Origin of the sequence: Frateuria sp. GZRR35, assembly GCF_051900415.1 — a bacterium.
Taxonomy (GTDB): domain Bacteria; phylum Pseudomonadota; class Gammaproteobacteria; order Xanthomonadales; family Rhodanobacteraceae; genus Frateuria_A.
Genome location: NZ_JBHZGL010000006.1, coordinates 215,586 through 241,222, shown reverse-complemented (window position 1 = coordinate 241,222; position 25,637 = coordinate 215,586). Strand labels below are relative to the sequence as shown.

At 63.8% G+C, this 25,637-nt stretch carries 26 protein-coding genes and 1 tRNA gene; 17 read left to right on the top strand and 10 right to left on the bottom strand.

Going from position 1 to position 25,637, the window contains the following annotated elements; translation table 11 throughout:
• Positions 1-8: 8 nt before the first annotated feature.
• Positions 9-1,454 carry an MFS transporter gene (locus ACFWZ3_RS09760; protein WP_439707539.1) on the bottom strand — a complete coding sequence of 482 codons (1,446 nt, stop codon included), beginning with the start codon at positions 1,452-1,454 and terminating at the stop codon, positions 9-11.
• Between the two features lie 182 nt (positions 1,455-1,636).
• Between ACFWZ3_RS09760 and rnk the strand changes: the two genes are divergently transcribed.
• Positions 1,637-2,044: a nucleoside diphosphate kinase regulator gene (gene rnk, locus ACFWZ3_RS09755; RefSeq protein WP_439707538.1), complete on the top strand. Its 408-nt coding sequence runs from the start codon at positions 1,637-1,639 to the stop codon at positions 2,042-2,044.
• A gap of 20 nt (positions 2,045-2,064) precedes the next feature.
• Here the strand turns inward: rnk and ACFWZ3_RS09750 are convergent, their stop codons facing one another.
• Positions 2,065-2,682 (bottom strand): phosphatase PAP2 family protein, encoded by a 618-nt coding sequence (locus ACFWZ3_RS09750; RefSeq protein ID WP_439707537.1) that lies wholly within the window; start codon positions 2,680-2,682, stop codon positions 2,065-2,067.
• Positions 2,683-2,799: 117 nt separating this feature from the next.
• On the opposite strand from ACFWZ3_RS09750, the gene ligA reads away from it, so the two are divergent.
• The 5 genes from ligA to ACFWZ3_RS09725 are packed head-to-tail and all read left to right on the top strand — an operon-like array spanning position 2,800 to position 8,055.
• Entirely contained in the window at positions 2,800-5,181 is a 2,382-nt protein-coding gene (gene ligA, locus ACFWZ3_RS09745; RefSeq protein WP_439707536.1) for an NAD-dependent DNA ligase LigA, read from the top strand.
• An 11-nt stretch (positions 5,182-5,192) separates the two neighbouring features.
• The gene (locus ACFWZ3_RS09740) at positions 5,193-5,570 is read left to right on the top strand and encodes a VOC family protein (protein ID WP_439707535.1); all 378 of its coding nucleotides are present in this window, start codon (positions 5,193-5,195) and stop codon (positions 5,568-5,570) included.
• On the top strand, positions 5,567-6,523 hold the full coding sequence (gene epmA, locus ACFWZ3_RS09735) for an EF-P lysine aminoacylase EpmA (protein WP_439707534.1): 957 nt from the start codon (positions 5,567-5,569) through the stop codon (positions 6,521-6,523). The genes ACFWZ3_RS09740 and epmA overlap by 4 nt, the downstream gene beginning before the upstream one ends.
• A 26-nt stretch (positions 6,524-6,549) precedes the next feature.
• Entirely contained in the window at positions 6,550-6,753 is a 204-nt protein-coding gene (locus ACFWZ3_RS09730; RefSeq protein ID WP_439707533.1) for a LiaI-LiaF-like domain-containing protein, read from the top strand.
• Positions 6,754-6,759: 6 nt separating this feature from the next.
• Positions 6,760-8,055 carry an MFS transporter gene (locus ACFWZ3_RS09725; protein ID WP_439707532.1) on the top strand — a complete coding sequence of 432 codons (1,296 nt, stop codon included), beginning with the start codon at positions 6,760-6,762 and terminating at the stop codon, positions 8,053-8,055.
• A gap of 67 nt (positions 8,056-8,122) precedes the next feature.
• Here ACFWZ3_RS09725 and ACFWZ3_RS09720 read toward each other — a convergent pair whose 3' ends face one another.
• A complete protein-coding gene (locus ACFWZ3_RS09720) occupies positions 8,123-8,806 on the bottom strand; it encodes a DUF2461 domain-containing protein (protein WP_439707531.1) in 684 nt (227 codons plus the stop codon).
• A gap of 83 nt (positions 8,807-8,889) precedes the next feature.
• Positions 8,890-10,338 (bottom strand): exodeoxyribonuclease I, encoded by a 1,449-nt coding sequence (gene sbcB / locus ACFWZ3_RS09715; RefSeq protein WP_439707530.1) that lies wholly within the window; start codon positions 10,336-10,338, stop codon positions 8,890-8,892.
• 72 nt (positions 10,339-10,410) lie between these two features.
• Here sbcB and orn point away from each other — a divergent pair, with 72 nt between their 5' ends.
• From orn to ACFWZ3_RS09695, 4 genes are read left to right on the top strand one after another with little or no spacing between them, the layout of a single operon-like run.
• Entirely contained in the window at positions 10,411-10,971 is a 561-nt protein-coding gene (orn, locus tag ACFWZ3_RS09710; protein WP_439707529.1) for an oligoribonuclease, read from the top strand.
• Between the two features lie 7 nt (positions 10,972-10,978).
• A complete protein-coding gene (folP, locus tag ACFWZ3_RS09705; protein WP_439707528.1) occupies positions 10,979-11,887 on the top strand; it encodes a dihydropteroate synthase in 909 nt (302 codons plus the stop codon).
• A gap of 46 nt (positions 11,888-11,933) precedes the next feature.
• Positions 11,934-13,301 (top strand): phosphoglucosamine mutase, encoded by a 1,368-nt coding sequence (glmM, locus tag ACFWZ3_RS09700; protein ID WP_439707527.1) that lies wholly within the window; start codon positions 11,934-11,936, stop codon positions 13,299-13,301.
• On the top strand, positions 13,298-14,230 hold the full coding sequence (locus tag ACFWZ3_RS09695; protein ID WP_439707526.1) for an isopenicillin N synthase family dioxygenase: 933 nt from the start codon (positions 13,298-13,300) through the stop codon (positions 14,228-14,230). The genes glmM and ACFWZ3_RS09695 overlap by 4 nt, the downstream gene beginning before the upstream one ends.
• 194 nt (positions 14,231-14,424) lie before the next feature.
• Here the strand turns inward: ACFWZ3_RS09695 and ACFWZ3_RS09690 are convergent, their stop codons facing one another.
• Together ACFWZ3_RS09690 and ACFWZ3_RS09685 are read right to left on the bottom strand one after the other, a co-directional pair.
• Positions 14,425-15,099 (bottom strand): DUF6445 family protein, encoded by a 675-nt coding sequence (locus ACFWZ3_RS09690; RefSeq protein WP_439707525.1) that lies wholly within the window; start codon positions 15,097-15,099, stop codon positions 14,425-14,427.
• Positions 15,100-15,154: 55 nt separating this feature from the next.
• Complete coding sequence (locus ACFWZ3_RS09685; RefSeq protein ID WP_439707524.1) at positions 15,155-15,961, bottom strand: SDR family NAD(P)-dependent oxidoreductase; 807 nt, start codon at positions 15,959-15,961, stop codon at positions 15,155-15,157.
• A gap of 119 nt (positions 15,962-16,080) precedes the next feature.
• On the opposite strand from ACFWZ3_RS09685, the gene tpiA reads away from it, so the two are divergent.
• The 5 genes from tpiA to ACFWZ3_RS09660 all read left to right on the top strand — a co-directional run bounded on the left by tpiA (position 16,081) and on the right by ACFWZ3_RS09660 (position 19,411).
• Positions 16,081-16,830 (top strand): triose-phosphate isomerase, encoded by a 750-nt coding sequence (gene tpiA / locus ACFWZ3_RS09680; RefSeq protein ID WP_439707523.1) that lies wholly within the window; start codon positions 16,081-16,083, stop codon positions 16,828-16,830.
• Between the two features lie 22 nt (positions 16,831-16,852).
• The gene (secG, locus tag ACFWZ3_RS09675) at positions 16,853-17,290 is read left to right on the top strand and encodes a preprotein translocase subunit SecG (protein WP_439707522.1); all 438 of its coding nucleotides are present in this window, start codon (positions 16,853-16,855) and stop codon (positions 17,288-17,290) included.
• A gap of 13 nt (positions 17,291-17,303) precedes the next feature.
• A tRNA-Leu gene (locus ACFWZ3_RS09670) sits at positions 17,304-17,388 on the top strand.
• Between the two features lie 183 nt (positions 17,389-17,571).
• On the top strand, positions 17,572-17,901 hold the full coding sequence (locus ACFWZ3_RS09665) for an Arm DNA-binding domain-containing protein (RefSeq protein WP_439707521.1): 330 nt from the start codon (positions 17,572-17,574) through the stop codon (positions 17,899-17,901).
• Positions 17,902-18,040: 139 nt separating this feature from the next.
• Positions 18,041-19,411, top strand: a complete 1,371-nt coding sequence (locus ACFWZ3_RS09660; protein ID WP_439707520.1) for a phospholipase D-like domain-containing protein — start codon at positions 18,041-18,043, stop codon at positions 19,409-19,411.
• A gap of 59 nt (positions 19,412-19,470) precedes the next feature.
• Here the strand turns inward: ACFWZ3_RS09660 and ACFWZ3_RS09655 are convergent, their stop codons facing one another.
• Complete coding sequence (locus tag ACFWZ3_RS09655; RefSeq protein WP_439707519.1) at positions 19,471-20,043, bottom strand: recombinase family protein; 573 nt, start codon at positions 20,041-20,043, stop codon at positions 19,471-19,473.
• A gap of 147 nt (positions 20,044-20,190) precedes the next feature.
• Between ACFWZ3_RS09655 and ACFWZ3_RS09650 the strand changes: the two genes are divergently transcribed.
• Together ACFWZ3_RS09650 and ACFWZ3_RS09645 are read left to right on the top strand one after the other, a co-directional pair.
• Positions 20,191-21,084, top strand: a complete 894-nt coding sequence (locus ACFWZ3_RS09650) for a hypothetical protein (RefSeq protein WP_439707518.1) — start codon at positions 20,191-20,193, stop codon at positions 21,082-21,084.
• Positions 21,081-21,866, top strand: coding sequence for an HIRAN domain-containing protein (locus ACFWZ3_RS09645; protein ID WP_439707517.1), 786 nt, complete (start codon positions 21,081-21,083; stop codon positions 21,864-21,866). Before ACFWZ3_RS09650 ends, ACFWZ3_RS09645 begins: the two co-directional genes overlap by 4 nt.
• A gap of 54 nt (positions 21,867-21,920) precedes the next feature.
• Here ACFWZ3_RS09645 and ACFWZ3_RS09640 read toward each other — a convergent pair whose 3' ends face one another.
• Genes ACFWZ3_RS09640 through ACFWZ3_RS09630 form a run of 3 tightly spaced genes read right to left on the bottom strand, consistent with a single transcriptional unit; the run spans position 21,921 to position 25,035 of the window.
• A complete protein-coding gene (locus ACFWZ3_RS09640; RefSeq protein ID WP_439707516.1) occupies positions 21,921-22,466 on the bottom strand; it encodes a hypothetical protein in 546 nt (181 codons plus the stop codon).
• The gene (locus ACFWZ3_RS09635; RefSeq protein WP_439707515.1) at positions 22,463-23,686 is read right to left on the bottom strand and encodes a helix-turn-helix domain-containing protein; all 1,224 of its coding nucleotides are present in this window, start codon (positions 23,684-23,686) and stop codon (positions 22,463-22,465) included. Before ACFWZ3_RS09635 ends, ACFWZ3_RS09640 begins: the two co-directional genes overlap by 4 nt.
• Complete coding sequence (locus tag ACFWZ3_RS09630; protein WP_439707514.1) at positions 23,683-25,035, bottom strand: 7-cyano-7-deazaguanine synthase; 1,353 nt, start codon at positions 25,033-25,035, stop codon at positions 23,683-23,685. The genes ACFWZ3_RS09635 and ACFWZ3_RS09630 overlap by 4 nt, the downstream gene beginning before the upstream one ends.
• Positions 25,036-25,637 lie beyond the last annotated feature (602 nt).

Sequence of the window (25,637 nt, the reverse complement as noted above, 5' to 3'; positions counted from 1 at the left end):
CCCGCGCGTCAGGCGGGCATTTCCCTGCGCGTCGGGCGATCGACCCGTAGCCGGCTGAACACGCGGCTGGCCGAGGCAGTAACCACCGCCAGGATCAGCACGGTCCAGCGGAACGCGGCCACGTAATCGGAGTGCGCGTGACCCTGCAGCAGCGACTCCATCAGCAACGTGGCCAGCGCGATGCCGAAGCTCATCGAAAGATACTGCGCGGTGGACGCCATCGACGAGGCCATCGAGGCGTGTTTGATGTCCAGGTCGTGGTAGATCAGCGTATTCATGGCGGTGTACTGCAGGCCGCCGAAGCCGCCGTAGAGGAACACCATGACCGCGATCAGCCACGCCGGCGTGTCCCGCCCGAAGGTAGCGAAGGAAGCCAGCAGCATCGCCACGATCAGCGTGTTGCCGATCAGCAGGCGGCGATAGCCCAGTCGCGCCAGCGCGCGATTGACGATCCACTTGGCGCTGATGGAGCCGATGGCCTGCGGCACCATCATCATGCCCGCCATCAGCGCCGACCAGCCGCAACCCACCTGCAGGAACAGCACCAGCAGCAGGAACATGCCCGAAATGCCCAGCCGGGTGAACAGGTTGCCCGCCAGCGCCACCCATACGCTGCGCACCTTCAGCAGCGTGAGGTCCGCGACCGGGAACGCGGTGCGGCGGCTGTGCCATACGTAGATCACGCCGATCAGGAGCGCCAGCGCCGTGCACTCGCCGATGCGCGCCCATGCAACGTGCTCGGCGCCGACCAGCTCCGAGGCGGTCAGCAGCAGCGCCGAGGCGGCGCCGAACAGCAGAAAGCCGAGCAGGTCGAACGGGTTGGCGTGCCGCATGCGGTACTCGGGCATGTCCTGCTTGTTCATCCACATTCCGGCGATGCCTACCGGCACGTTGAGCAGGAAGATCAGCCGCCAGGACGTGAACTCCACCAGCGCACCACCCAGCAGCGGGCCCAGCACGGAACCGAGCAGGCCGAACGTGGCCACCGTGCTCATCACCGCCACGAACTCGTGCTTGGCGATGCTGCGCACCAGTACGTAGCGGCCCACCGGCATCAAGGCCGCGCCGCCGACACCCTGCATGACGCGCGCGGCCACCAACTGGGGCAATGTCTGGGCAATGCCGCAGAACAGCGAACCCACGCCGAATACCGCGATGGCGGCGCCGAAAACCTTGCGCGTGCCGAAGCGATCGCACAGCCAGGGGCTGGCCGGAATCAGGATCGCCAGGGTCAGCACATAACTGGTGAGCGCGCTGCGCATGCCCAGCGGCGTGACGCCAAGGGCATCGGCCATGGCTGGCACCGCGGTGTTGACGATGGTCGAATCCAGCGCCTGCATGAAGAACGCCGCCGAGACCAGCCAGATCAGCCCACGGTAGCGTTCGCGCGAGGATGCCTCGACCGGCTCGCCCGCGTGCAGGGGAGGGGCGGGGGAAAGGGCATCGTTCGGCATGGGGGCGCATGATACGGGCCCGGCTGCCTTCGGTGCGTGCATGGTCGCCGGCGCCGTGACGGGCTTGCCTTTTTGCGCAGTCGACACCAGATTCCCGGGAACCCTGCGCTTTTGGGCGCAGCCTCCGTTTCCCTGTTCCCAGCATGCCGGCATGACGCCGGTTTTTTTCCGTGGAGAAACCCATGAGTCGGCCCGCCATCGTCCTATCCCGCCTGGATGTCGAACGCATCGAGAACCTGCTCGATCGGCTGCCGGCCGCGGAAGCACAGCAACACGCGTCGCTGCGGGCGGAACTGGAGCGGGCGGAAGTGCGCGAGCCGGGCGACATGCCGGCCGATGTGGTCACCATGAACTCCACGGTGACCTTCAGCGAGGAAGGGACCGGCGAGCGCATCACCATGTCGCTGGTGTATCCGGCCGCGGCGGGCAAGCCCGGCACGGTGTCTATCCTTGCTCCCGTGGGCAGCGCGCTGTTGGGGCTGGCGCAAGGCCAGGAGATCGACTGGCCGATGCCTGGTGGCCGGGCGCGACACCTGCGCGTGATGCAGATCGACTACCAGCCCGAGGCTTCCGGCCACCTGCATCGCTGAGTGGCGCGCGCAACTCTGGTCTAGGGTTTGAAGTGGTGCACGTAGCCCACGCTGAACCCGCCGGGTAGCCAACCGACGATCAGCGGCGAGTCGCGCCGGCTGGCCCAGAGGCCGACGCCAGTGCCAATCAGCGCACCGACGAGCACGTCGCTCTGCCAATGGGCATGCACCTTCATGCGCGCGACCGCGTCATAGGCGGGCAGCAAGGCCAATGCGTAGACCGCGGGGTGCTCGTCGCCGTAATGGGCGATGAAGGGAGTGACGGCCGCGGAAAGCGCGGCGACCTCTCCACTCGGGAAACTCTGGCCGTGGGTGAAGAAGCGGTTCGGGTTGCTGGTTTGCGAGGGTCGCTCGCGTCGGAAGGTGTATTTGAGCGCCTGCGTGCCCACGCTGGTGATGACCATCGCGTCGATAGACCGCCACGCCGTATCGCCGAACTCGTCCTGATCGCCGAAGGCGAGGGCTCCAGCGCCGATAGTGACGATGCTGCCGTAGAGCACAACTTTCTGGTTGCTGCGTTTCCAGATGCCGCTGTTGTCGTAGTGCAGGCGGTGGTCGATGCCGAAGGGTCCGCCGCTGGCGCAAGCGGCGCCCGACGCCATGAAAAGGAGACAGGCAAACCAATGGAACGGGCGCATAGCCACCTCCCGCGGGCGGCATGGAGGCCGCCGGCACGGGCACGCTAGCGCCGTGCCCTTTTGGTTCCCTTAGTGACCTCCATGCCGCACAGGCGGGCCTCTCGCTACACTCGCGCCATGCATCCGAACACTTCCGACTGGCAGGCCAGGGCCGCCGAACTGCGCGAGCGGATCGAGCAGGCGAACTACCGTTACCACGTACTCGACGACGCCGACATCACCGATGCCGAGTACGACCGCCTGATGCGTGAACTCGAGGCGCTGGAGGCGACGCATCCGGCGCTGGCCACGGCCGATTCGCCCACGCGTCGCGTCGGGGCCCGCGCGCACGGGGGCTTTGCCGAGGTGCGCCATGCGCTGCCGATGCTGTCGCTCGGCAACGCGTTCGAACAGGAAGGCGACACCGAACGCGAGCGCTTCCGCGAAATCGCCGAGTTCGAACGCCGCGTCGAGCAGACGCTGGACCGGCGCGAGCCCAAGTTCTCGGTCGAACCCAAGCTCGATGGCCTGGCGATCAGCCTGCGCTACGAGCAAGGCGTGTTCGTTCAGGGCGCCACCCGCGGCGACGGGGAGACCGGTGAGGACGTCACGGCGAATCTGCGCACGGTGCGGGCGATCCCGCTCCGGCTGCGCGGCACGGGCTGGCCGGACGTGCTGGAAGTGCGCGGCGAGGTGATCATGCTGCGCAAGGATTTCGAGGCATTCAACGAATACGCCCGCACGCATGGCGAGAAGCCGCTGGCCAACCCGCGCAACGGTGCGGCCGGCTCGCTGCGCCAGCTCGATCCGGCGGTCACCGCAAAGCGGCGCTTGAGCTTCTTCGCCTACGCGGTCGGCGTGGTCGAGGGCGGCGAGCTGCCCTCGACCCATTCGCAGACGCTGGCGTGCCTGCGCGACTGGGGTTTCCCGGTCTCGCCCGAGGCGGACGTGGCGCGCGGCTTCGACGGCCTGATCACGTACTACAAGCGCATCGGCGCCAAGCGCGACGCGCTGCCCTACGACATCGATGGTGTCGTGTACAAGCTGGACGACTACGAAGGCCAGCGCGCGATGGGCTTTGTCTCGCGCGCGCCGCGCTGGGCCGTCGCGCACAAGTTCCCGGCGCAGGAGCAGAGCACCCGCGTCGAGGCCATCGAGATCCAGATTGGCCGCACCGGCGCGGCCACGCCGGTGGCGCGCCTTACACCGGTGCAGGTAGCCGGCGTCACCGTCACCAACGCGACGCTGCACAACGCCGACCAGATCGCGCGGCTGGACGTGCGTGTAGGCGACACGGTGATAGTGCGCCGCGCCGGCGACGTGATTCCCGAGGTCGTGCGCGTGCAGACCGAGCATCGGCCGACCGGCACGCATCCCTGGACGATGCCGGCACAGTGCCCGGTGTGCGGATCGGCGTTGATGCGCGAGGAGGGCGAGGCCGCCTGGCGCTGCAGCGGCGGGCTGGTCTGCCCGGCGCAGCGCAAGGAGGCGTTGATCCACTTCGCCTCGCGGCGCGCAATGGACATCGAAGGCCTGGGCAGCCGCTTCGTCGATGCGCTGGTCGAACTGGACATGGTGCGCACGCCGGCCGACCTCTACGACCTCACGGTCGAGCGCTTCGTGGCCATGAAACAGGCGATCGACGAGCGCGAAGGCACCACGCCGGAGACGGTCAAGGCCGGCAAGATCGCCACCAAATGGGCCGAGAACCTGGTCGAAGGCATCGACGCGAGTCGGCGCACCACGCTACCGCGGTTCCTGTTCGCGCTGGGCATCATGCACATCGGCGAGAGCACGGCGCGCACGCTGGCCACCTGGCTCGGCAGCCTGGACATGGTGCGCAGCATGCCGGCGTCCGTGCTTCGCGTGCTGCCGGACATCGGCGGGGAAGTGGCCTCTTCGATCGCGGGATTCTTCGCGCAGGAGGGCAACCAGCGCGTGGTCGATGCATTGCTGGCCGCCGGCATCACCTTCAGCGACGAGGCGGCACCATCCCCGCGCCTGCGCGAGAAACTGGGCCTGGCCGCGCTGCTGGACCATGCGAAGGTCTCCAAGCTCGGGCCCAAGAGCACGCAACTGCTGGTCGAACACTTTCCGACGCTGGAGCGCCTGCTCGCGGCGGGAGAAGCGCAATGGATCACCCATGGGCTGCCGCAGGCCGCGGCCACGAATCTGGCGATTTTCCTGGCTGACGAGGCCAACCTTGCGCCGTTGCGCGAAGCCGAGGCAGCCATCCGGCGCCTGCTGGCCGACGTGCCGCAGGCGGAGCTCAGCGCCGCGCCGCTGGAAGGCCAGACCGTCGTGCTCACGGGCACGCTCCCGACCTTGAGCCGCGACGAGGCCAAGCAACGGCTGGAAGCGTTGGGCGCCAAGGTGGCTGGCTCGGTTTCGAAGAAAACGTCGTTCGTGGTGGCGGGCGAGGCCGCAGGTTCCAAGCTGGACAAGGCGCAGGAACTGGGTGTGCCGGTATGGGACGAGGCGAAGTTGCTGGCGTTGCTGGCGGAGCACGGCGCGCCATGAGGGGGACTGTCATGCGCGTTGCCCGGGCCTGTCGCGACGTCGATGCCCTAGGCGCGCAGTACACCGAAGGCCTCGGCTTCGAGGTGCTTTCCTCCTGGCGCGATCACGAGGGCTTCGACGGTGTCATCCTGGGGCATCCGCACGGCCCCTACCATCTGGAATTCATCCGCGATCACCAGGCCCCGCCTGCGCCCGCGCCGCATGAGGAGCAACTGTTGGTCTTCTACCTGCACGAGGAGGCGGACTGGCAGCGGCGCTGCGACACGATGCTTGCGGCTGGTTTCGAGGTGGTGCACAACACCAACCCCTTCTGGGAGAGGAACGGACGCACCTTCATGGACCGGGAAGGCGGACGGGTTGTTCTCAATCGAGGCCCGTGGACCCGATGAAGCCGTTGCTGCCAACGACGTTGCGCCTGCGTGCCGACCTTTACCGGCTGGTGAGGGCGTTCTTTTTCGAGCGCCGCGTGCTCGAGGTGGAAACGCCCATCCTTTCCGCCGCGGGCAACAGCGAACCCAACATCGAAAGCTTTACCACCACCTTCAGCGGCCACGTCGATGCCGGTGCCCGCGAGCGCTGGCTGCGTACCTCGCCCGAGTACCCCCTGAAGCGCCTGCTCGCCGCCGGCGTGGGCGACTGCTACGAACTGGGCCGCGTGTTCCGCAACGGCGAGGCGGGCGGGCGGCACAATCCCGAGTTCACCATGCTCGAGTGGTACCGGGTCGGCTGGGACCACCGGCGGCTGGCCGAGGAGGTGATCGAGCTGGTGCAGGCGGCGCTCGCCCTCGTGGGCCGCCACGCCGACGTGCGGACCTGCAGCTACCGGGAGCTGTTTCTCGACACGCTGGCGCTGGATCCACTCACCGCGCCGCTCGACGTACTGCAACGGGCGCTGGGCCAATCCACGGTCGATCCGCAAGGCCTGACCCGCGACGACTGGCTGGATCTGATCATCACACACCGCCTGCAGCCGGGCTTTCCGCGCGACCGCATGACGGTCATCCACGACTATCCGGCCAGCCAGTGCGCACTGGCCCGGATCCGCCGCGACGATCCGCCGGTCGCCGAGCGCTTCGAGCTCTACCTCGGCCCGTACGAGCTGGCCAACGGCTACCACGAACTCAATGATGCGGTCGAGCAGCGCGCGCGTTTTGAGCGCGACAACGCTGTGCGCCGCAGCCGCGGCTTGCGCGAAGTGCCGGTCGACGGATCCCTGTTGGCTGTACTCGACGCGATGCCCGATTGTGCCGGCGTCGCGCTCGGGGTCGAGCGATTGCTGATGTGCCTGGCCGGCACCGATGCGATCGCCGACGTGCTTGCCTTCCCGTTCGCCGAGGCCTGAGCGGGACATTGACGCAGGCCGGCGGCATGCGCACAGTGGCCGTTTCCTTCCTTTCGAGAAAACCGATGCGTCCGAGCGTGCCCGGCATCCTGTTGATCGTCATCGGTGTGCTGTTTCTGCTGAGAAACCTCGGCTTCGATCTGCACCTTGGCGAGCTGTTTGCCACATGGTGGCCGCTGGCGCTGGTGGCGCTCGGCGTCGGCATGATGTTCAAGAACCGGCGCGCCTGACGCCCGATGAGTGCAACTCTCGTCGGTAGTACCGACCGTCGTCTCGGACGTTCGGACTTGCGCACGCTGGCGCTGGCCGCGCTGGGCGGGGCGCTGGAGTTCTACGACTTCGTGGTGTTCGTGTTTTTCGCGATCCCGCTGGGCAAGCTCTTCTTTCCTGCGGACAGCGCGTCCTGGCTGGTGCAGGTGAAGATCTACGGCATCTTTGCCGCCGGCTATCTGGCGCGGCCGCTCGGCGGCATCGTGATGGCGCATTACGGCGACAAGCTCGGGCGCAAGCGGATGTTCACCCTCAGCGTGTTCCTGATGGCGCTGCCCACGCTGGGCATCGGACTGCTGCCGGTCCATGCGCAGATAGGGATGCTGGCGCCGCTGCTGCTTTTGCTGTTGCGCGTGGTGCAGGGCATCGCCGTAGGCGGCGAGGTGCCGGGGGCGTGGGTGTTCGTCGCCGAGCACGTGCCGCCGCGGCGGGTCGGCTTTGCCTGCGCCAGCCTGACCTCGGGGCTCACGGTGGGCATCCTGATCGGCTCGCTGGTCGCCGCGAGCCTCAATCGGTCGCTTTCGCCGCAGGAGCTGCTCGACTACGGCTGGCGATTGCCTTTCCTGATTGGCGGCGTGTTCGGCTTTCTCGCGGTGTGGTTGCGTCGCTGGCTGAGCGAGACACCGGTGTTCGAGGCGATGCACGCGCGGCGCGAACTGGTCGCGGGTCTGCCGCTGGCGCAGGTGGCCTCGCGGCACCAGCCGGCGGTCCTGCTGTCGATGCTGCTGACCTGGATGCTCACCGCGGCGATCGTGGTGCTGATCCTGATGACGCCCTCGCTGGTGCAGTCGGCGTTCGGCGTGGCGCCGGCACGGGCGTTCCTGGGCAACAACGTGGCGTCGTTCGCACTGGCGGTGGGATGTCTTTTCTACGGCGGCCTGTCCGACCGGATCGGACCGGCGCGGGCGCTGCTGTTCGGCGCCGCGGGGCTGCTGGTAGCCGGGTATGCGTTGTATCTGGACCTGGCGGCGGGCGGTACCCACTTCGTGGCGCTGTATGCGCTGGCCGGATTTGCGGTGGGCGTGGTCGGCGTGGTGCCGGTGCTGATGGTGCTGGCGTTTCCGCCCGCAGTGCGGTTTTCGGGGCTTTCCGCGTCGTACAACGTCGCCTACGCGCTGTTCGGTGGGCTCACGCCGCCGCTGATCGGGTTGTTGGTGAAGCGCTTTGGCGTGCTGGCGCCGGCCCATTACGTGGCTGCCACCGCTGTGCTCGGGATGGCGGTGGCGATCGTGTTGCTGCGTCGGCAGCGAGCGACTCTGTAGGAGCGCACCTGTGCGCGACCGCGGACATCCCGGTCGCGCACAGGTGCGCTCCTACAGGAAGCCGTGACTAGAACTCGAGCTCCTGCGCGGCGCACAGGTAGTCGACCATCGGCGCGACGCGCTTGAAGCTCTCCACCGCCCACGGCAGCAGCTCGGAGGAACAGGCGAAAGCGTCGTCGAAGTTCTCGCCGGCGGCAAAGTCCTTGCGCTTGAGGTCATCGATCAGTTCGTGGCCGGGGTCGAAACCGCGCGGCGGACGGCTCAGGCTTTCGGCCCAGAAGCTAAGGCATTCAAAGGATTTGCCGCGCGTCGCACGCTTCCACGCCTCCGGGTTGTCGGCCAGGAAGCCGCGGATGTTCTTGAGCGTGTCGGACTCCGGGTGCCACATGCCGCCGCCGGCGAAGCAGTCGCCCGGCTCGATGTGCAGGTAGAACGAGGGCGCCGGGATCTCGTGCCGGCGCGCGTGGAAGAAGCGCGAGCCCTGCCATGTCTTGTACGGCAGCTTGTTGTTGGAAAAGCGCGTGTCGCGGTGGATGCGGAACAGCGAGCCGCCGTTCCTGCGTGCGTCTGCGCGGTAGTGCGGGCTGATCTTCGCCAGCGGGGCGGCCATGTCGGCGATCAATTGCAGGAACGGCTCGCGTACGTGGCGCTCGTAATCGGGCTTGTGGGCGGTGAACCACTCGCGGCTGTTGTTGCGACCAAGCGTGCGCAGGAAGCGGAAGGTGGCGGGGGTGAAGTAGGGCTGGGGCATCCGCCGATTATCGGTCATCCGTGCTCGCCCGGCAGGAGCGCATCGTGGGCGCGACCCATGGCGGTCGCGCACAGGGTGCGCTCCTACAGGAGGTCGGCGGCCATGGCCGGGATCGGGGCGAGTTCGCGGCCCCAGGCCTCGAGTTGGTCAAGCAGGGCGGTCTGGTCAGGCCGCTGCTGGCGCAACGTGGCGATGCGCGCGAAATAGTCGTCCAGCGTGCGAGCGGTGAGCGGGGTAGGGCGGGTCAGGCGCGCGAGCCGGAAGGCCTCCCAGCGGGCGTGCTCGTCCGTATCCAGGCTGTGCGGCCAGTTGCGCGCGCGGTAGCGGAACAGGAGTTCGGCGTAGCGCGGGTCACGGAAAGGGAAGCTGCGTCGGCCCAACTGTTCCGGCGGCGTGGCGCGGACCTCGGCCAGCAAGCGCTTGTCGGCATCGGGCAGGAAGCCGCTGTAGAGCGCGAGTTCCGGATCTTCCGGCGCGGCCATCTCGGCGGCGCGGGCGAACACGTGCCGCAGCTTGTCGGCCAGCCCCTGGGCGGAACGGAGCAGCGCATGGTGGCGCAGGCAACGTTCCAGGTCGAGCTTGAGCCGGCCGTGATCCAGGTCGCGCAGGACCGACAGCGGTGCCAGCGCCGGAGCGCGGTTGGCGCGCACGGTGCGCAGCGGGATGCGCTCGATGCCCTCGGGCAGGTCCGCCCGCGCAGTGAAGATGCGGTCGGCGATGTCGTCCTCGTCCAGGTCGAGCCAGGTCGCCGGGTCGGTGTCCAGGTCGTAGACAATCACCTCGCCCGCGCGGGAGGGATGCGGCGCCAGCGGCGCGATCACGGCCAGGCAGTGCCGGCTGGACGGGTAGCGCGAGGACACGTGCACCAGCGGCGTCATGCCCGCCACGTCGAGCAGGCCGAACACCTTCTGCTTGCGCCGGAGGTCGAAATGCCAGTCCCACAGGCGCGGCTGGCGCACGCGGATCAGCCGCGCCAGGTCGATCAGCGCGTAGACGTCCGACAGCGCGTCGTGCGCGCGCTCCTGCCTGAGGTGGTTGGCCGTGGCCAGGTGTTCGAGCTTGAAACTGGGCGTGCCGTCCTCGCGGGTGGGCCAGACGATCCCTTCCGGGCGCAGCGCCTGGCACATGCGCACCAGGTCGATCAGGTCCCAGCGCGAGTTGCCGTTTTCCCATTCGCGCCCGTACGGATCGAAAAAGTTCCGGTACAGCAACTGCCGTGTGAACTCGTCGTCGAAGCGCAGCGAGTTGTAGCCCACGCCGCAGGTGCCAGGTGCGCCCAGCTGTTCGTGCACGCGGGCGGCGAACTCGGCCTCGGACACGCCCTCGCGCTCGGCCTGCTGCGGCGTGATGCCGGTGATCAGGCAGGCGTCCGGATCCGGCGCCATGTCGCGCGGCGGGCCGGCGAAGAACATCACCGGCTCGCCGACGATCTCCAGCTCCGCCGTGGTGCGGATGCCCGCGAACTGCGCCGGCCGGTCGCGCCGGCTGTCGGCGCCGAAGGTTTCGTAGTCATGCCAGAGGAAGGTCTGCATGGCTTCGATCATCGCATGGCACGGGGCCGTGGGCGGGCGCCTGCGCTAGACTGCGCGCTCCAAGGAGGACGCATGAGCCAAGCGAACGACGACAACCTGATCTGGATCGATCTGGAGATGACCGGCCTGGATACGGACAACGATTCCATCCTGGAAATCGCCACCATCGTGACGGACAAGGAATTGAATGTGCTGGCCGAGGGGCCGGTCTTCGCGATCCGCCATGAGGTCGACCGGCTGGAGTCGATGGACAGCTGGAACCGCAACCAGCACAGCAAGTCGGGCCTGTGGCAGCAGGTGCTCGATTCGACCACCGACCACGCCCAGGCCGAGCAGGCCACGCTGGAATTCCTCAAGACGTGGACGCCGCCCGGCAAGTCGCCGATGTGCGGCAATTCGATCTGCCAGGACCGGCGCTTCCTGCATCGGCAGATGCCGCGCCTGGAGCGGCACTTCCACTACCGCAACCTCGACGTCTCGACGCTCAAGGAGCTTTCGCGCCGCTGGTCGCCGCAGATCGCGCGCGGCCTGAGCAAGGAGTCGGCGCACACTGCGCTGTCGGACATCCGCGATTCGATCGACGAGCTGCGCTATTACCGCCAGCACATGGGCGCCCTGGGCGGGCAGGCCTGAGCGATCGATGTTCGACAATCCCTTCGCCACCGTGCTCGACTGCGCCGGCCGCGACCTGGTGCTGGATCGCCCGCGCGTGGTCGGCATCCTCAACGTCACGCCTGATTCGTTCTCCGATGGCGGCGCCTTCGCCGATACCGACGCGGCCGTGGCGCATGGCCTGGCGATGGCGGAGCAGGGCGCGGACATGCTGGACGTCGGCGGCGAGTCCACGCGGCCGGGTGCCGACGACGTCCCGGTCGAGGAGGAACTGCGCCGTGTGATCCCGGTGATCAAGCAACTGGTCGCACGCACCACGCTGCCGATCGCCATCGACACCTCCAAGCCCGAAGTGATGCGCGCGGCGGTCGCCGCCGGCGCGGGCATGATCAACGACGTCTACGCGTTGCGCCGCGAGGGTGCGCTCGATGCGGCCGCCGAGCTGCGCGTGCCGGTCTGCCTGATGCACATGCAGGGCGAGCCGCGCGGCATGCAGGACGATCCGCAGTACGACGACGTGGTCGGCGAAATCCACCGCTTTCTCACCGACCGCCTGTTCGCCTGCGAACTGGCCGGCATCGACAAGCGGCGCGTGCTGGTCGATCCAGGCTTCGGTTTCGGCAAGACACTCGAGCACAACCTGGCGCTGCTGCGTGCGCTGGAGCGTTTCGCCGACCTGGGCGCGGGTGTCTACGTGGGCCTGTCGCGCAAGTCGATGATCGGCACGCTCACCGGTCGTCCTTCCGGCGAAGCGCGTGCCGCCGGTTCCGCTGCCGCGGCGTTGATCGCCGTACAGCGTGGCGCGCGCATGGTGCGTGTACACGACGTCGCGCAAACCGTCGATGCGCTGACGATCTGGCGTGCAGTGCGCGAAGGCGACACGCCGCCGCGCCGTGATTCGCGTCCGCCGGCTCCACGCTGGCCAGACGAAGACTGAGTTATCTAGGTGGTGCCACCCCGTGGCGCCACCACAAGGAAAGCTGATGAGCACACGCAAGTATTTCGGCACCGACGGAATCCGTGGCCAGGTCGGGCAATGGCCGATCAGTGCCGATTTCATGCTGCGCCTGGGTCGGGCGGCTGGCGCGGTGCTCGCGCGCGGGTCGACCCGCAAGCCGATGGTATTGATCGGCAAGGACACGCGCGTGTCCGGCTACATGTTCGAGTCCGCGCTGGAAGCGGGCCTGGTTGCCGCCGGTGTGGATGTTGGTCTGCTGGGGCCCATGCCGACGCCCGCCGTCGCCTTCCTCACGCGCTCGATGCGCGCGGCGGCCGGCATCGTGATCAGCGCCTCGCACAATCCGCATACGGACAACGGCATCAAGTTCTTTTCCGCCATGGGCGAGAAGTTCTCGGATGAGGTCGAGCAGGCGATCGAGGAGGAACTGGACGCCGAGTTCGTCACGGTGTCCTCCGAACAGCTCGGCAAGGCAACGCGAGTGGCCGATGCGGTGGCGCGCTATGCCGAATACTGCAAGGCAACCGTGCCGGAGGAATTCACCCTGCGCGGCACGAAGATCGTGCTCGACTGCGCGCACGGCGCGACCTATCAGGTGGCGCCCAAGGTATTCGCCGAACTCGGCGCGGACGTCATCGCTATCGGCGACAAACCGGATGGATTCAACATCAACCGCGACGTCGGCTCGACCCACCCGCAGGCGCTGCAGCAGGCGGTCCTGGCGCACAGCGCCGACGTTGGCATCGCCTTCGACGGCGATGGCGACCGCGTGATCCTGGTCGACCGCAACGGCACCATCGCCGACGGCGACGACATCCTCTACGTGCTCGCGCGCAGCCTGTTCGCGCGCGGCTGCCTGCGCGGGCCGGTGGTCGGCACGTTGATGAGCAACTACGGGCTGGAGCAGGCGTTGGCGGAGCTCGAAGTGCCGTTGATCCGCGCCAACGTGGGCGACCGCTACGTACTGCAGCAGCTGAAGGCCAACGGCGGCATGCTCGGCGGCGAGACCTCCGGCCACATCCTGTGCCTGGATCGCGCCACCACCGGCGATGGCATCATCGCGGCGCTGGCGGTGCTCGAAACCCTGGCCGCGTCCGACCAGGACCTGGCGCTCGCGCGCCGTGGCCTGCAGAAGCTGCCGCAGGTCATGGTCAACGTGCGCGCGCCCGGTGCGCGCGAGGCGCTGGCAAGCGACACCGTGCGCCATGCGCTGACCGAGGTCGAGCGCACCCTGCAGGGACGCGGACGGGTCGTGCTGCGTGCATCGGGTACCGAACCGCTGGTGCGGGTGACCATCGAGGGTGCCGATGCGGGCGAAGTGCAGCAGTTGGCCGGCTGGCTGGCCGACGCCGTAAAATCCGCCGCGCATGTGCACATGACGGAAAACCCATGAAGCAAGTCCCCACGCTCGACATCCGCCGCTACGAGACCGACCGCGACGCCTTCGTCGCGGAACTGGGTGCGGCCTACCGCCAGTTCGGCTTCTGCTGCATCAGCGGGCACGGCATCCCGCGCGAACTCATCGACGGCGCCTACCAGGCCTTCGAGCAGTTTTTCGCGCTGCCGGCCGACACCAAAATGAAGTACCACGTGCCCGGCTCCGGCGGCGCGCGCGGCTATACCCCGTTCAAGGTCGAGACGGCCAAGGACAGCCGTTTTCCGGATCTCAAGGAGTTCTGGCATGTCGGCCGCGAGATCGCGCGCGATTCAAAGTTCGCCGACGTGATGCCGCCCAACCTGTGGCCGGAAGAGGTGCCGCAGTTCAAGCCGTGCGGCTACGGCCTGTACGAGGCGCTGGACCAGCTCGGCACCCGCGTGCTGCGCGCGCTGGCGCTGCACATCGGTCTGCCCGAGAGCTATTTCGAGGACAAGACCGACCAGGGCAACTCGATCCTGCGCCCGATTCACTATCCGCCGATCACGGAAGAGAACATCCCCAACGTGCGCGCGGGCGCGCATGAGGACATCAACTTCATTACGCTGCTGGTCGGCGCCAGCGCCGAGGGGCTGGAAGTGCTGAGCGAGGGCGAGTGGCTGCCGATCACCACCGAGGGCGACGCCATCGTGGTCAACATCGGCGACATGCTGCAGCGCCTGACCAACCACGTCTATCCGTCGACTTCGCACCGCGTGGTCAACCCGCAGAACGAGAACGCGCGCAAGCCGCGCTACTCGGTGCCGTTCTTCCTGCACCCCAATCCCGACGTGGTGCTCGACCCGCTGCCCGAGTGCGTGACGCCCGACAACCCGAGCCGCTACGACACCTCGCTGACCTCGCACGAGTACCTGATGCAGCGGCTGCGCGAGATCAAGCTGATCTGACAAGACCGCGCTGAACGATCCTTCCCCCGCGCGCGGGGGAAGGTGCCCGAAGGGCGGATGGGGCAACCGGAGTGCGCGCCACCAGACTGGCGGCCAGCGAAATAATCTAACGTCGCGAAGGCGGATCGCTTCGAGCAGTTGCTGGCGGCGCCTTCCCCATCGGGGATAGAAGGTTCGCCAGGGAATCCGGCCCGCTACGCCATCCAGAAAAACACGGCGGTCATGCGCTTGCTGGCCATGTCCTCCAGTCCCCAGTACGCGCTGGCGCTGTGCACGATGTTGGCCTTGTAGACCAGCAGCCGGTTGAACCGGTGCGCCACGCGTACGTCCTCGGCGAATGCATTGGGCATGACGAAACGGTTGCCCAGCGCGTCGACCAGGTTGCGATGTGGCGGCGCCACCATGTTGCCGCCCAACTGGCCATTGGGCATGCGCTGGCGGAAGAAGCTGGTGCCGCAGCTGTCGGGCACCGCCGGGTTGAGATACAGCACGGCCGCGTAGCGGCAAAGATTGAGCGAGTCGGTGTGCGGCTTGACCGACCCCTCGACCGCGCCGACCACCTGCACGCAGTTGTGGTTGAGCTTCTGTCCGGCTTCGGTTTCCTCGACCCACAATTTTTTGGCACCGGTGACCTGGCGCACCTGCGCTTCGATCGCGCCGAGTTCGTCCAGTTCCAACGCCGGCATGGTGCGCATCCCGGGCCAGACTTCGCCGGTCGTGGGAAAGCCGTATTCCCAATCGGTCCGCGTCAGGCAGCGTTCGCGCACCGCCAACGGGTCTGACAACGCATCGTCGATCACCCAGTAATCGCGACCCTCGGTGGGCTTGCGGTAGGGAAGCGGGCGCATCTGGGTGGGGAAAAGGCTCATGGCAGTCTCGCGAGCGGCAAGCGGGTGACGTTAGCGCAGTCGAACGGTATCGGCGTCAATCGAGCTGACGGTAACGCCGGGATTCGCGCGCCGACAACCACAGCGCGAGGCGGTCGGGCGTCAGCTTGGCCAATGCCTTGATCACCCGGTTCACGCGCCCGGTGACATGCACGGCCTCGCCCCGTTCTACCGCTTCGATGCCCTCGCGTACCACGGTATCGGCGTCCTGCCACATGAAACGCGGCAGCTTGCCGACCAGCGCGCGGGTGCCCGTCACGTCGTGGAACTCCGACCAGGTGAAGCCAGGACACAGCGCACAGACGTGCACGCCGTTGTGCCGGTTCTCCAGCGCCAGGGATTGCGAGAACTTGATCAGGTACGCCTTGCTGGCCGCATACAACGTATGGCCGGCCGATCCCGGCACGTGTCCGGCCAGCGAAGCCACGTTGACGATGCGGCCGTAACCGCGCTCGTGCATTCCCGGCAGCAGGCGCCAAGCCAGCTCGGTCGGGGCGCTGAGCAGCACCTGCAGGAAGTCCGCGTGCACGGGCCAGTCGCTGGCATCGAACGTGCCCGGCACGCCGTAGCCGGCATTGTTGATCAGCCAGTCGACCGCCAGGCCCTGCTCCTGCAGGGCGTCGACCAACTGGCGCGGTGCGGTCGGATCGGCCAGGTCCGCGGGCAGGACGTGTGCCTGCGCGCCATGGCGCTCGTGCAGGTCTTGCGCAAGGGCCTGCAGGCGTTCGGTCCGGCGTGCCACCAGCACGAGGTCATGCCCGCGCGCGGCCAGTTCCCGGGCAAATGCGGCGCCGATGCCGGCCGACGCGCCAGTGATCAGGCTCAAGGGACGAGAGGCAGGCATCTGCGTTTCCGAGGGGCAGGTCCGGCCATGATCGCCGAGCGCGAACCTGGCGGCCAGCACCCGTTTGCCGGTCTGCAGGGCGGTCGCTATGCTTGCCGTTTTTCGTCGGATGACATCGCATGCGCAGGAAACTCGTCGCGGGTAACTGGAAGATGCACGGCAGCCGCTCGATGGCCGAAGCCCTGTTGGCGGAAATCGCCGCGCAGCGTCCCGAACACGCCGATGTCCTGGTATTTCCGCCCTTCCCGTACCTGGCCGAACTGGCCTCGCGCCACGCCGCCAGCGGTATCGGTTTCGGTGGCCAGGATGTCAGCGAGCACGAAGGGCAGGGCGCCTATACCGGTGAGGTATCCGCGGCAATGCTGGCCGATGTCGGCGCGCAATGGGTGCTTGTGGGCCATTCCGAACGGCGCCAGTATCATCGCGAAAGCGACGAACTGGTGGCGCGCAAGTTTGCTGCGGCCTGCGCCGCTGGGCTGACCCCGATCCTGTGCATCGGCGAAACGCTGGACGAGCGCCAGGCCGGCCAGACCGAGGCGGTGCTTGCGCGCCAGCTCGGCGCCGTTTTCGCGCACTGCGGCATCGCGCCGTTTTACACCGCCGTGATCGCCTACGAGCCGGTATGGGCCATCGGCACCGGCCAGACCGCCTCGCCGGAACAGGCGCAACAAGCGCATGCGTTCATTCGTAGCCAACTGGAACGTGAGGATGGTATGATTGCCCGTCTGACCCGGCTGCTTTACGGCGGCAGCGTCAAGGCGGCGAATGCCGCGGCATTGTTCGCGCAGCCGGACGTGGATGGGGGCCTGATCGGCGGTGCATCGCTCACCGCAACCGATTTCCTCGGCATCTGCGCCGCAGCGCATTGAAGCCTACGGATCCCAATCGAACATGTTCGTCATCTTCAGCGTGTTTTACATCCTGATCGCCGCGGCGATGATCGTGCTGATCCTGATGCAGCGCGGCGCCGGCGCCGACGCAGGCTCCGGTTTCGGCGGCGGTGCATCGGCCACGGTGTTCGGCGCGCGCGGCTCGGCCAGCTTCCTCACCCGCGCCACCGCGGTGCTGGCGACGCTGTTCTTCCTGCTGAGCCTGGGCATGGGCATCTACCTGAGCCGCAATGGCGCGCCGCAGGTGGAGCAGGCCGACCTTGGCGTGATGTCCGGGCTTGCCAAGAAGCCCGCGCCCGCCCAGAATGCGCAGCCCGCGGCTCCGGCCAAGAGCAACGGCGACGTGCCGCAGGCTCCGACCAAGAGCAACAGCGATGTGCCGACTGCCGGCGCTCCCGCGAAGTCGGACGTTCCCGCCCCGGCGGGTTCGACGAAGTAAAGGCAACACACCTGCCCAGGTGGCGGAATTGGTAGACGCACTACCTTGAGGTGGTAGCGCCGAGAGGCGTGGGGGTTCGAGTCCCCCCTTGGGCACCAACACTAGTTCTTTGGGCATCCACGGATGTCTCGAAGTTCCTTAAAAACTCGCATTCTTGCGGGTTTTTTTTTGGCCTAGTGTCTACAGAGGTCTCCCGACGTCCTCTTGCAGCTCACCAGTTCCGTGAGTAGGGTTGCGAGTAACTTCGGGTGACACCAGTCGCTCCTCGGTAAGTTACTCACGTGCTGACTGATGCCAAGCTGCGAAGCCTGAAACGCCAAGGCACCTTGTATAGGGTGGCTGATAGGGACGGGTTGTGCGTCGAAATTCCGCCTGAGGGCTCCCTTTGCTGGCGCTTCCGCTACCGCTACCAAAATCGGGCGAAGATGATCAGCCTCGGGTTGTATCCGGCGGTGTCCCTGGCCATGGCTAGGGAGAGGTTGAACAACGCACGAGCGCTACTCACGCGTGGCCTTGACCCCAGCGCGGAGCGCCAAAGTGCAAGGCGCTCGGTGTCCAAGGAACTCGACCACTTTTCTTCACAGCGCCGGAGCAGGCGAAAGGTTTGCTGACAGGCAGCGTCTAGCACTGGCTTGCATCTGGCCAACGGGTCAGCTCATGCCGCTCCCCTAGAAGGGACAGCACTAGGCTCTTCGGCGTTGTTGATTGCTATGCTCTCGACGGCGCGTAAGCAAAGGGGCAGTCATCTTCATGGAGTTTGTCGGCAACCCACTCACCGGCTCAATGCTCATCAATGTTGCAAACGCTGCACTCGATGATTGCACTGAAGTTCGCGTGGCCATTCCCTATGCAGAGCATGGGACAAACGAGATTCTGCTGCTCGATGACTGCAGGCGTTCAGGGAAAAAGCTCAGCTTCTACGGACGCGATGATGCCTCGACCCCGATCGCGACGAAGGTGTTGAAATGGTTTCTAGATCACAAGAGTCCGAACCTCTCCTGCCGCCTCGTGCCGCATTGGTTGCATGCCAAAGTCATTTGGTGGGTGGATAGTGGTGTCTATATCGGCTCAGCCAATCTTACGGATAGAGCTTGGTATAAGAACTACGAAGTGGGGCTTTTCCTATCGCACGCCGAAATTGAACAAGCGGGCCTCACCCCAGAGCTAGAAGCCTTCTTCAACACGCTTGAAGAGAGGTCGCAAGACCTCAGCGACGAAGACCTGAGGTTCCACCTGGAGCTTGAGACGAAGCGGGCGAAACTCATGGCTCAGCTTCGTCAGCTCGAAGCAGAGGCCGAACAAAACCACCCCGCACTCAAAAATAAGAACTCCGCAATCGGTATCGATACCCGTAAGTCCGAGGAGCGCCACAACGCGAAGTTCCGTAGGGAATGGAGCGAAACGCTGCAGAAGATCCGCTCCATCGCTCGTCGTGTAGCCCTTCCAGAGAACAGGCCCCATTGGATAGGTGCGAACGTGCCAGCCGGTGTGCAAGCCGACCAGTTCCTGCACGCCTACTACTACAAGTATGTAAATCCCCGCACAGAGAAGAACGCCTATCTACGGGAGTATGAAAAACACAAGCGCGATCCAGAAGCAGCACTAGCTTTCGCTCTGTCTTGGTGGAAAACGGCTGACTACGACTACGAGCACGAAAAGGAGACAGTCGAAGGGACCTCCAAGCGCCTGCGAGAGCTAGTTGCAAAAGGCCGCATACTTTCTCTTTCACAAGATGAATGGGTTGAGGCTATTTCCAGCGTCTATGCTTTTGGTGACCACGCCGTCAAGAACAGCAATAGTGATCTAGGGCTAGGCGTGGACCCGGGGAGCAGGGCCAAGATTTTGCGCTTGGCCGAGCTTCTCTATGCTCAGCGCACTATCAGCAATAAGATGAGCGCCCTAGAAGTGCTGGACTATGTTATCTGGGGGCCGGGTGATGTTGCTGACCGGATATGGAAGGCGGATAGCACAAATAAGGACTTCAAGGTGCGCCACCTTGGCAGGAACTTCTATGGCGAAGTCGTTGGCTGGGCTCGCCCAGACGAGTTCCCACCCCGAAATTCTCGCTCCTCTAAAGCTCTACGGTGTCTTGGGCTTGAGGTGAAGGTCTATGGAGGCTAGCTCACTAGCCGGAATTCCCTTGTGGCAAAAAGCGAACGCTCGACGCGAGGCTGGCCCATCTATGCTCGATTGCCTGCTGGACCAAGCGCACGGTATGCCGTCGCAACGCCGACGTTGAACCTCTTAGCGATCTCCGGGACGGACATCTGCTCGTGTTCTCGCAAGTAGCGAATGCGCTCACATTGTTCGTCCGTCAACGCCCGCTTGCGGCCCAGCAACACGCCTTTTTCCTTGGCTTTTAGAATTCCATCGCGTTGGCGCTCGGCGCGGATATCGCACTCGAACTCAGCGAAGCTCGACAGTAGCGAGAACATGAGCCTTCCCTCAGGGGAAGAGGTATCGATAGCTTGATCGGTCACGCGGAGGGTGACCCCTTTGCGCTTGATCAGCTCGGCGATCTTGGCCAGATCCAGCAACGACCTCGCCATTCGATCGAGGCGGCAGATCACAAGCGTGTCTCCATCACGTAGGAACTCAAGGCAACTTTTGAGCTCAGGCCTGTTGTCTACCTGCCGCCCGGAGCGTTTTTCCGAAAAGATCCGCGTGCACCCCGCCGCGGCTAACTTGTCCAGCTGCACCTCCAAGGACTGCCCTACGGAGGACACACGGGCGTACCCCACCACTTCGCTCATTATCGTATCTCCTTAGGAGAATAGATAATAGCATTGTGATAGGTGTTTTGATAGACCCTCGGGTGAAATCAAAAGGTATACATTTCGGGCGACCTTCGGGAACAGTGGGTATGATGTACGGTTGGCGGCAAGCGCGAGGTGCGCCGATTGACCTATAAAGTCATCCAGGTCCCTGACACTGCCCGGCAGCTGGAGCAGCTCGGCACAAAGGAAAAATTCTGGTTTGAGGACGAGCACAGGCAGCTACATCTTTTTAAGGTAGCCCGTGACAACACCGGAGAGGACTGGGCAGAAAAGATCTCGGCGGAGCTCTGCGAAGCGCTAGGGCTCCCGCACGCCGACTATGAGCTAGCCGAGCACGAGGGCCGGCGAGGGGTCCTGACACCAAGATTTCACCCGGAAGGAGGGAGGCTTGTCTTCGGAAATGAACTTCTTTCCTTCGTCGTCGCAGAATATGAAACAGCACCTCGGCATCGTCGTGTTCACCATACGCTAGGGCGTGTCCTGGCCATGTTGGAGGCTGGGAACGTCGGGCCGCCGCTTGGCTGGGACGTTGCCTCCGGGCTGGTATCTGGTGAGTCCGTGTTTGTTGGCTACTTGATGCTCGACACGCTGATCGGCAACCAAGACCGCCACGATCAAAATTGGGGCGTCCTGTTGTTAGATGGAGGGGTTCACCTTCAGCCCACCTACGATCATGCATCCAGTCTTGGGCGTCTGCTATCCGACGAGGCATGCGCTCTTCGTTTGGCCTCCAAGGATGCCAACCAGTCTGTGGCGCACTATGTAACTAGAGCTCGTTCTGCTCTCTACCCTCCAAGCGGTACGAAAACTATGCTCACGCTGGACGCCTTCGAGGCGGCCGCTCGTCGCAACCCAAAAGCGGCCACGTATTGGCTCGAAAGGCTCGCCTCGTTAGAAGACGATGTGATGACGAACATCATCGACCAAGTGCCTGACTCGCGGATGGGTGCTGCCTCAAAAGACTTTGCTTTTCAGATGCTTAGGCTCAACAAATCTAGATTGCTGGATAAGAAATGAAAGCTCTCTTCGTCGCTTCGCAAAATCCCGATACCAGAGCATGGACTCCGGTAGGAAAGCTCACGCGCACAAGCGATGGATACCGCTTTGCCTACACCAAAGGCATTCTGGATTTCCCAAACTTCACGCCGTTCGGCCGGATGAGCGACGTCACCGTTCCTTACTTGTCAAAGGAACTGTTTCCGTTGTTCGCGAACCGAATTCTGGCGAAGAATCGTCCAGAGCACAGCGAGTACCTCGGTTGGCTCGGATTGTCGGCCACGAAACACGATGAGCTAGAGGAGCTCTCGCGCACCGGTGGTCTCCGCGCGACAGATAGCCTTGAGTTGATCCCCTGTCCGGCGCCTAGTCCGGACGGGTTCTACGAGGAGTTCTTCTTCTGCCGTGGCCTCAGCCACCTTCCTGCGGCTACTCAATCAAGGGCAAATGAGCTAGTCCGTGGCGAGCGACTTTATATCTTGCGTGACATCCAGAACGGCTGGGATTCCGATGCTCTGGCTTTGAGAACCGATGATCCGGTCTCCTTGGTGGGCTATGCACCTGCGTATTTTGCAAGGGATTTCTCCGAGCTTTTGAGGCGACAGGGCCCTAACTCGGCAGTTGTCACGGTTGAGAAGGTAAGTCCCTCAGCTCCTCTTCAATACCGTCTACTCTGTCGGCTTCGTGCGCCTTGGCCGGAAGGTTTTTCGCCTTGTTCGGAAGAGCGATTCAAAGAAATTGCGGGTAGCGATATCAGCGACGTGGTGTCAAAGAGTCTCAACGGGATCCATGTCGGTGGCTAAAAGCCTCCTGATGCATTTGAGTAGTAATGGGACGTTGGCGAGCGCCTTTCGTATCTAATTCAGGCTTTTCTCGACTGTCGCGAGCCACCAGTCTGCACCGGGCGTGCTTCTCTGCGGGGTAAAACGTGCAAGTGTTTGGATTCTAAGCAAAACATCGCGGACTCGAGACCTGGTCCCGGGTAGATCGGCCCATTCTCTGAGGACGTTGGCGGTTGTAACTGTCCTCACACCAACAGTGGGTGAGGCTGCGACGAGAGTAGCTTTCTTGTCATCAGTTACTAATTCAAGATTTCGAGCTTTGGCTATCGCGAGTGCTTGGGCTTCTCCATCGTCTAGTTCGGTGGCGAAGTCAACGTAAAGCTCCATTTCGTAAGGTGACTCGGGCGCCATCTCCAGTATCTTTTCGCCCAAAAGATTCTCACGAGCTATGGAAGCCACGGCTACAAGCCCGTCTGTTCCATAGTCTCTCGTGTATATCGCCTCACTTAGGACTGCCGAACATAACCACCACGTCCCAGGTAACCTCTCAAGCTCCGTTAGGCCGCCCCAGCCAGAATAAAGATTGAGCAACGCACAGCAGTCTAAGACGCGCCCGCTCATTTGCTGCTGCCGGCGGAACCTGAGATGAGCGAATGGCTCAGTGACAGTGGAACCATGGACATGGTTCCATCCATATCATCCGACGCTTGTGAGCACAACTCGACAATTTCTCGCGCCTTGAGCCGATCGCAACGCAAGAGCTTGGCTAGCTGCCCTTCGGAGAACCTTCCGGCTAGGTACTGCTGGACGGCGAGTAGCCTGTATCTTTCTGGGTAGGACTCAGTTAGATCTCCGTCGCTTGACCGCCCCAAACCAGCTTCCTCGCGAAGAGACCTCACAGGCACACGCTCCTCACTTAGCTGATCCCAGCTGCCACGCGGAATGAGTTTCAGTTGCTCGAGCCTCAGGCAGGCAGCCATGACGGAGACCACGAAGTAGTCTGCCATTCTGCAAAGGTCCCCTACATTGAAGTCGCCGGACTTTTCGAGATCCTCATAAAACCGTTTTTGGATTCCAGCTTCGGGCATCAAGAACGCGGCGGCAAACGAATCTGCAAATCGCTCGTTGCGAGGCTTGCGGTCACTGTGAGCTACATAGTCGACGCCCGGTTCATCGCGGTCTATCAGAAAGTGCGCGTACTCATGGGCTACGGTCCATCGGCGGCGCTCGAGCGGATGTACGCGGTTGATTAGAATGCAATATCCGAAATCGTGTGCAAAGGCATACATACCAGCCAGCTTTGAATCCAAGCTGTCAACGAATACGTGTATCCCGACTTTTTCCAATAACTTGCGGGGTGCGCTGACGGGAAGGTGAGATCCTAAGTTAAGCCGCTCACGCTCCTCCTTGGCGCACACCTCCGCGAACCGTTCCACTGGTCCCGCTGGTACCCGCACCGCTGGTGGGAAATCGCTCGAAAGCCTCACGCCTGCTTGTGCTTCTAGGAGCTGGTAATCCTCTACAAAGGCCGCAAGCTTGTTAACAGCTGCCTGCAACCCCTCTTGTCCTTGGTGCGTAGCGTCCAGCGCTGAGCGTAGGTGAGGAGTTAACTTTTGGGAGTCCTGCTTCCGTAGTAACTGGCTGACGGGAGTGCCATAAAGAGTCGCCAGGCGGACCAGTTCTTCGGGCTTTGGTCGCCGAACCCCCTTTTCGATGGCAATGAAGGTTGGCCGGCTCATACCTAAATCTTGTGCCGCAGTCTCTTGAGTGATCTTTGCTGCCTTGCGTGCAGCCAACAGCCGCTCCGCAAGAGAATCAGTTTTGACGTCGCGATAAGTCATACAACTGCTGCCTCGGATCCGTTTGAGAGAAACTCACGTGGTCCGTACACGGCAAGCACCTCTTGGGCATGCCTCTGGTGTAGCATCCCGAGCCATTCGTCTACATCCGCTGGGACTTGCGTTGACCGCAAGTGGTTTTCCATGCGTCTAAGCACGGCTGGATCGGAGTTCAACCAACCGAGGGCGTTCTTCTTGTAGAGGTGGAGATAGTCTGAGTTGTCCTGAGATACCGGGGACTCATTGAATATGTCGAGCGCGTAATGGGAGCCGTCGTCGGGTACACCCGCGACAGCGAACGCTTGCCTTCTTTCCACGCAGGCAGGGCACTCACCGCAGTGGGTAACGCCAGAGATACGCAGTGAGCTATGCACGCATGATCTAGAAGCTTGTACCCATCCACCAAGTCCTTCGGCTGCGATCTCTTTGAGCATCTCGCCCTTGGTTCGCTGAGCGTTAGGCAGGCGGATATTGATCGCTTCGCCAACTACTTCTGACGCGAGCTCAGACATCAGCCGCAAAAAAGCTGGGTGGGCTCCGCGGGTCGCGAGCGACGTCCCGAGCATTCCTCCCATAGGGGGCAGGTTGATAGACCCCACGCCGTTCTCAAACATTTGAATTTCATCAAGTCCGTAGGCTTCCGCGGCGAGCACAGCCGCCGCACAAAAAAAGAACGCGCGACTTCTTTGAGTTTTCTCCTGAGTCCGAAGCCGCACCGCTTTTCCGCCGCTTAGAAACGTAGAAAGGGTAGAGTGGTGCACCTGCGGTACAAGTCGAAGTTGTTGATCGAGCAGGTCTTTTAGCTCTGCCAACTGGCGCTGTACAACTTGGGGGATGCCCGTGTGGTGAGCAACCGTGATGAGCATGAGATTGTCTGCACCTTGGAGGAGCTGACTCGCCAGCCCTGCGGCTGAGTCAAGCCCACCGCTGTACAGGGCGAGCTGTTCAGGTGCAGGAACGATAGGAAGATAGCTTTGATATCCAAGGTCGTCGGTTGGACGGCGCCTGGATACAAAAGAAAGCTCCCAAGCGTCCTCGGTAAGCAACTTGATCGTTTGCCAAAGAAGAGTCCCGACGCTACTAGAGCTCCAGAAGGGAAGGTCATCGACCTCAAATTGAGCACTTATACGGCGCATCCCGTGCTCGTTACCAGATCGCTTCTTCCGCTTAGTGATGCGATCGATCGTATAGATGCCGGCGGCAATGCGAAGGAGGTCGAGAGAGCGGGGGTGCGGGAGAACTAGCAAGGCTTTGAAAAAGCCATCCGCATTGAGATTTAGTGCTTGCTCATGCACTTCGCCCTTCACGAGAACTCGGCTGTGGCTTCCCGTCACAACGTAGTGGTCATACATGATCGGAAGGCTTCTGGTGCGAACGAGGGGCAGGGAGAAGCGATCGCTTCAACAGCGACTTGGCGTGCTGTATTGGCCGCGAGGCTCTCTTGATGATCCGCGGCGGCGCTTCGCTCCGCAGCGAGTGTTCAAGCGTGCTAGCAATTTGTTCTTTCGAGCTCTCGAGGGCAGCCCGCGTGGCGATATCGAGTTGGCGTTGGCGCTCTTCCGAAATACCCAGATCCCGCCGCATAGCGAAGCGGCTCGCCTGATCTCTCACCGCATCGATGAGGAGCTCTGTAATCTTGTGAGCGATGACGCTTGGTTCTAGCGAGGGACTGATCCGGTACGCCGTCTCCACCCATCTGCCAAGCGACGCATCTTTTAGGGAAGCTACAGCGGCTTGCAATGCATACAAGTCTTCGCCACAAGCTTTAAGCACTAGATAGAGGGGTTGCTTCCGGAGCTTCCGGGTCAGTACCTCAAGACAATCTTCCGCCAAGCGGCCTGCGGCCTCGGTAGAGCTTACCTTTGGGTCAGCCACTACAGCGAGCCACCGTGGGTAGTTCTGGCGGCTACCTACATCAAGGATCTCGTTCTCTGCCATCGCTAAGCGCTCGCAT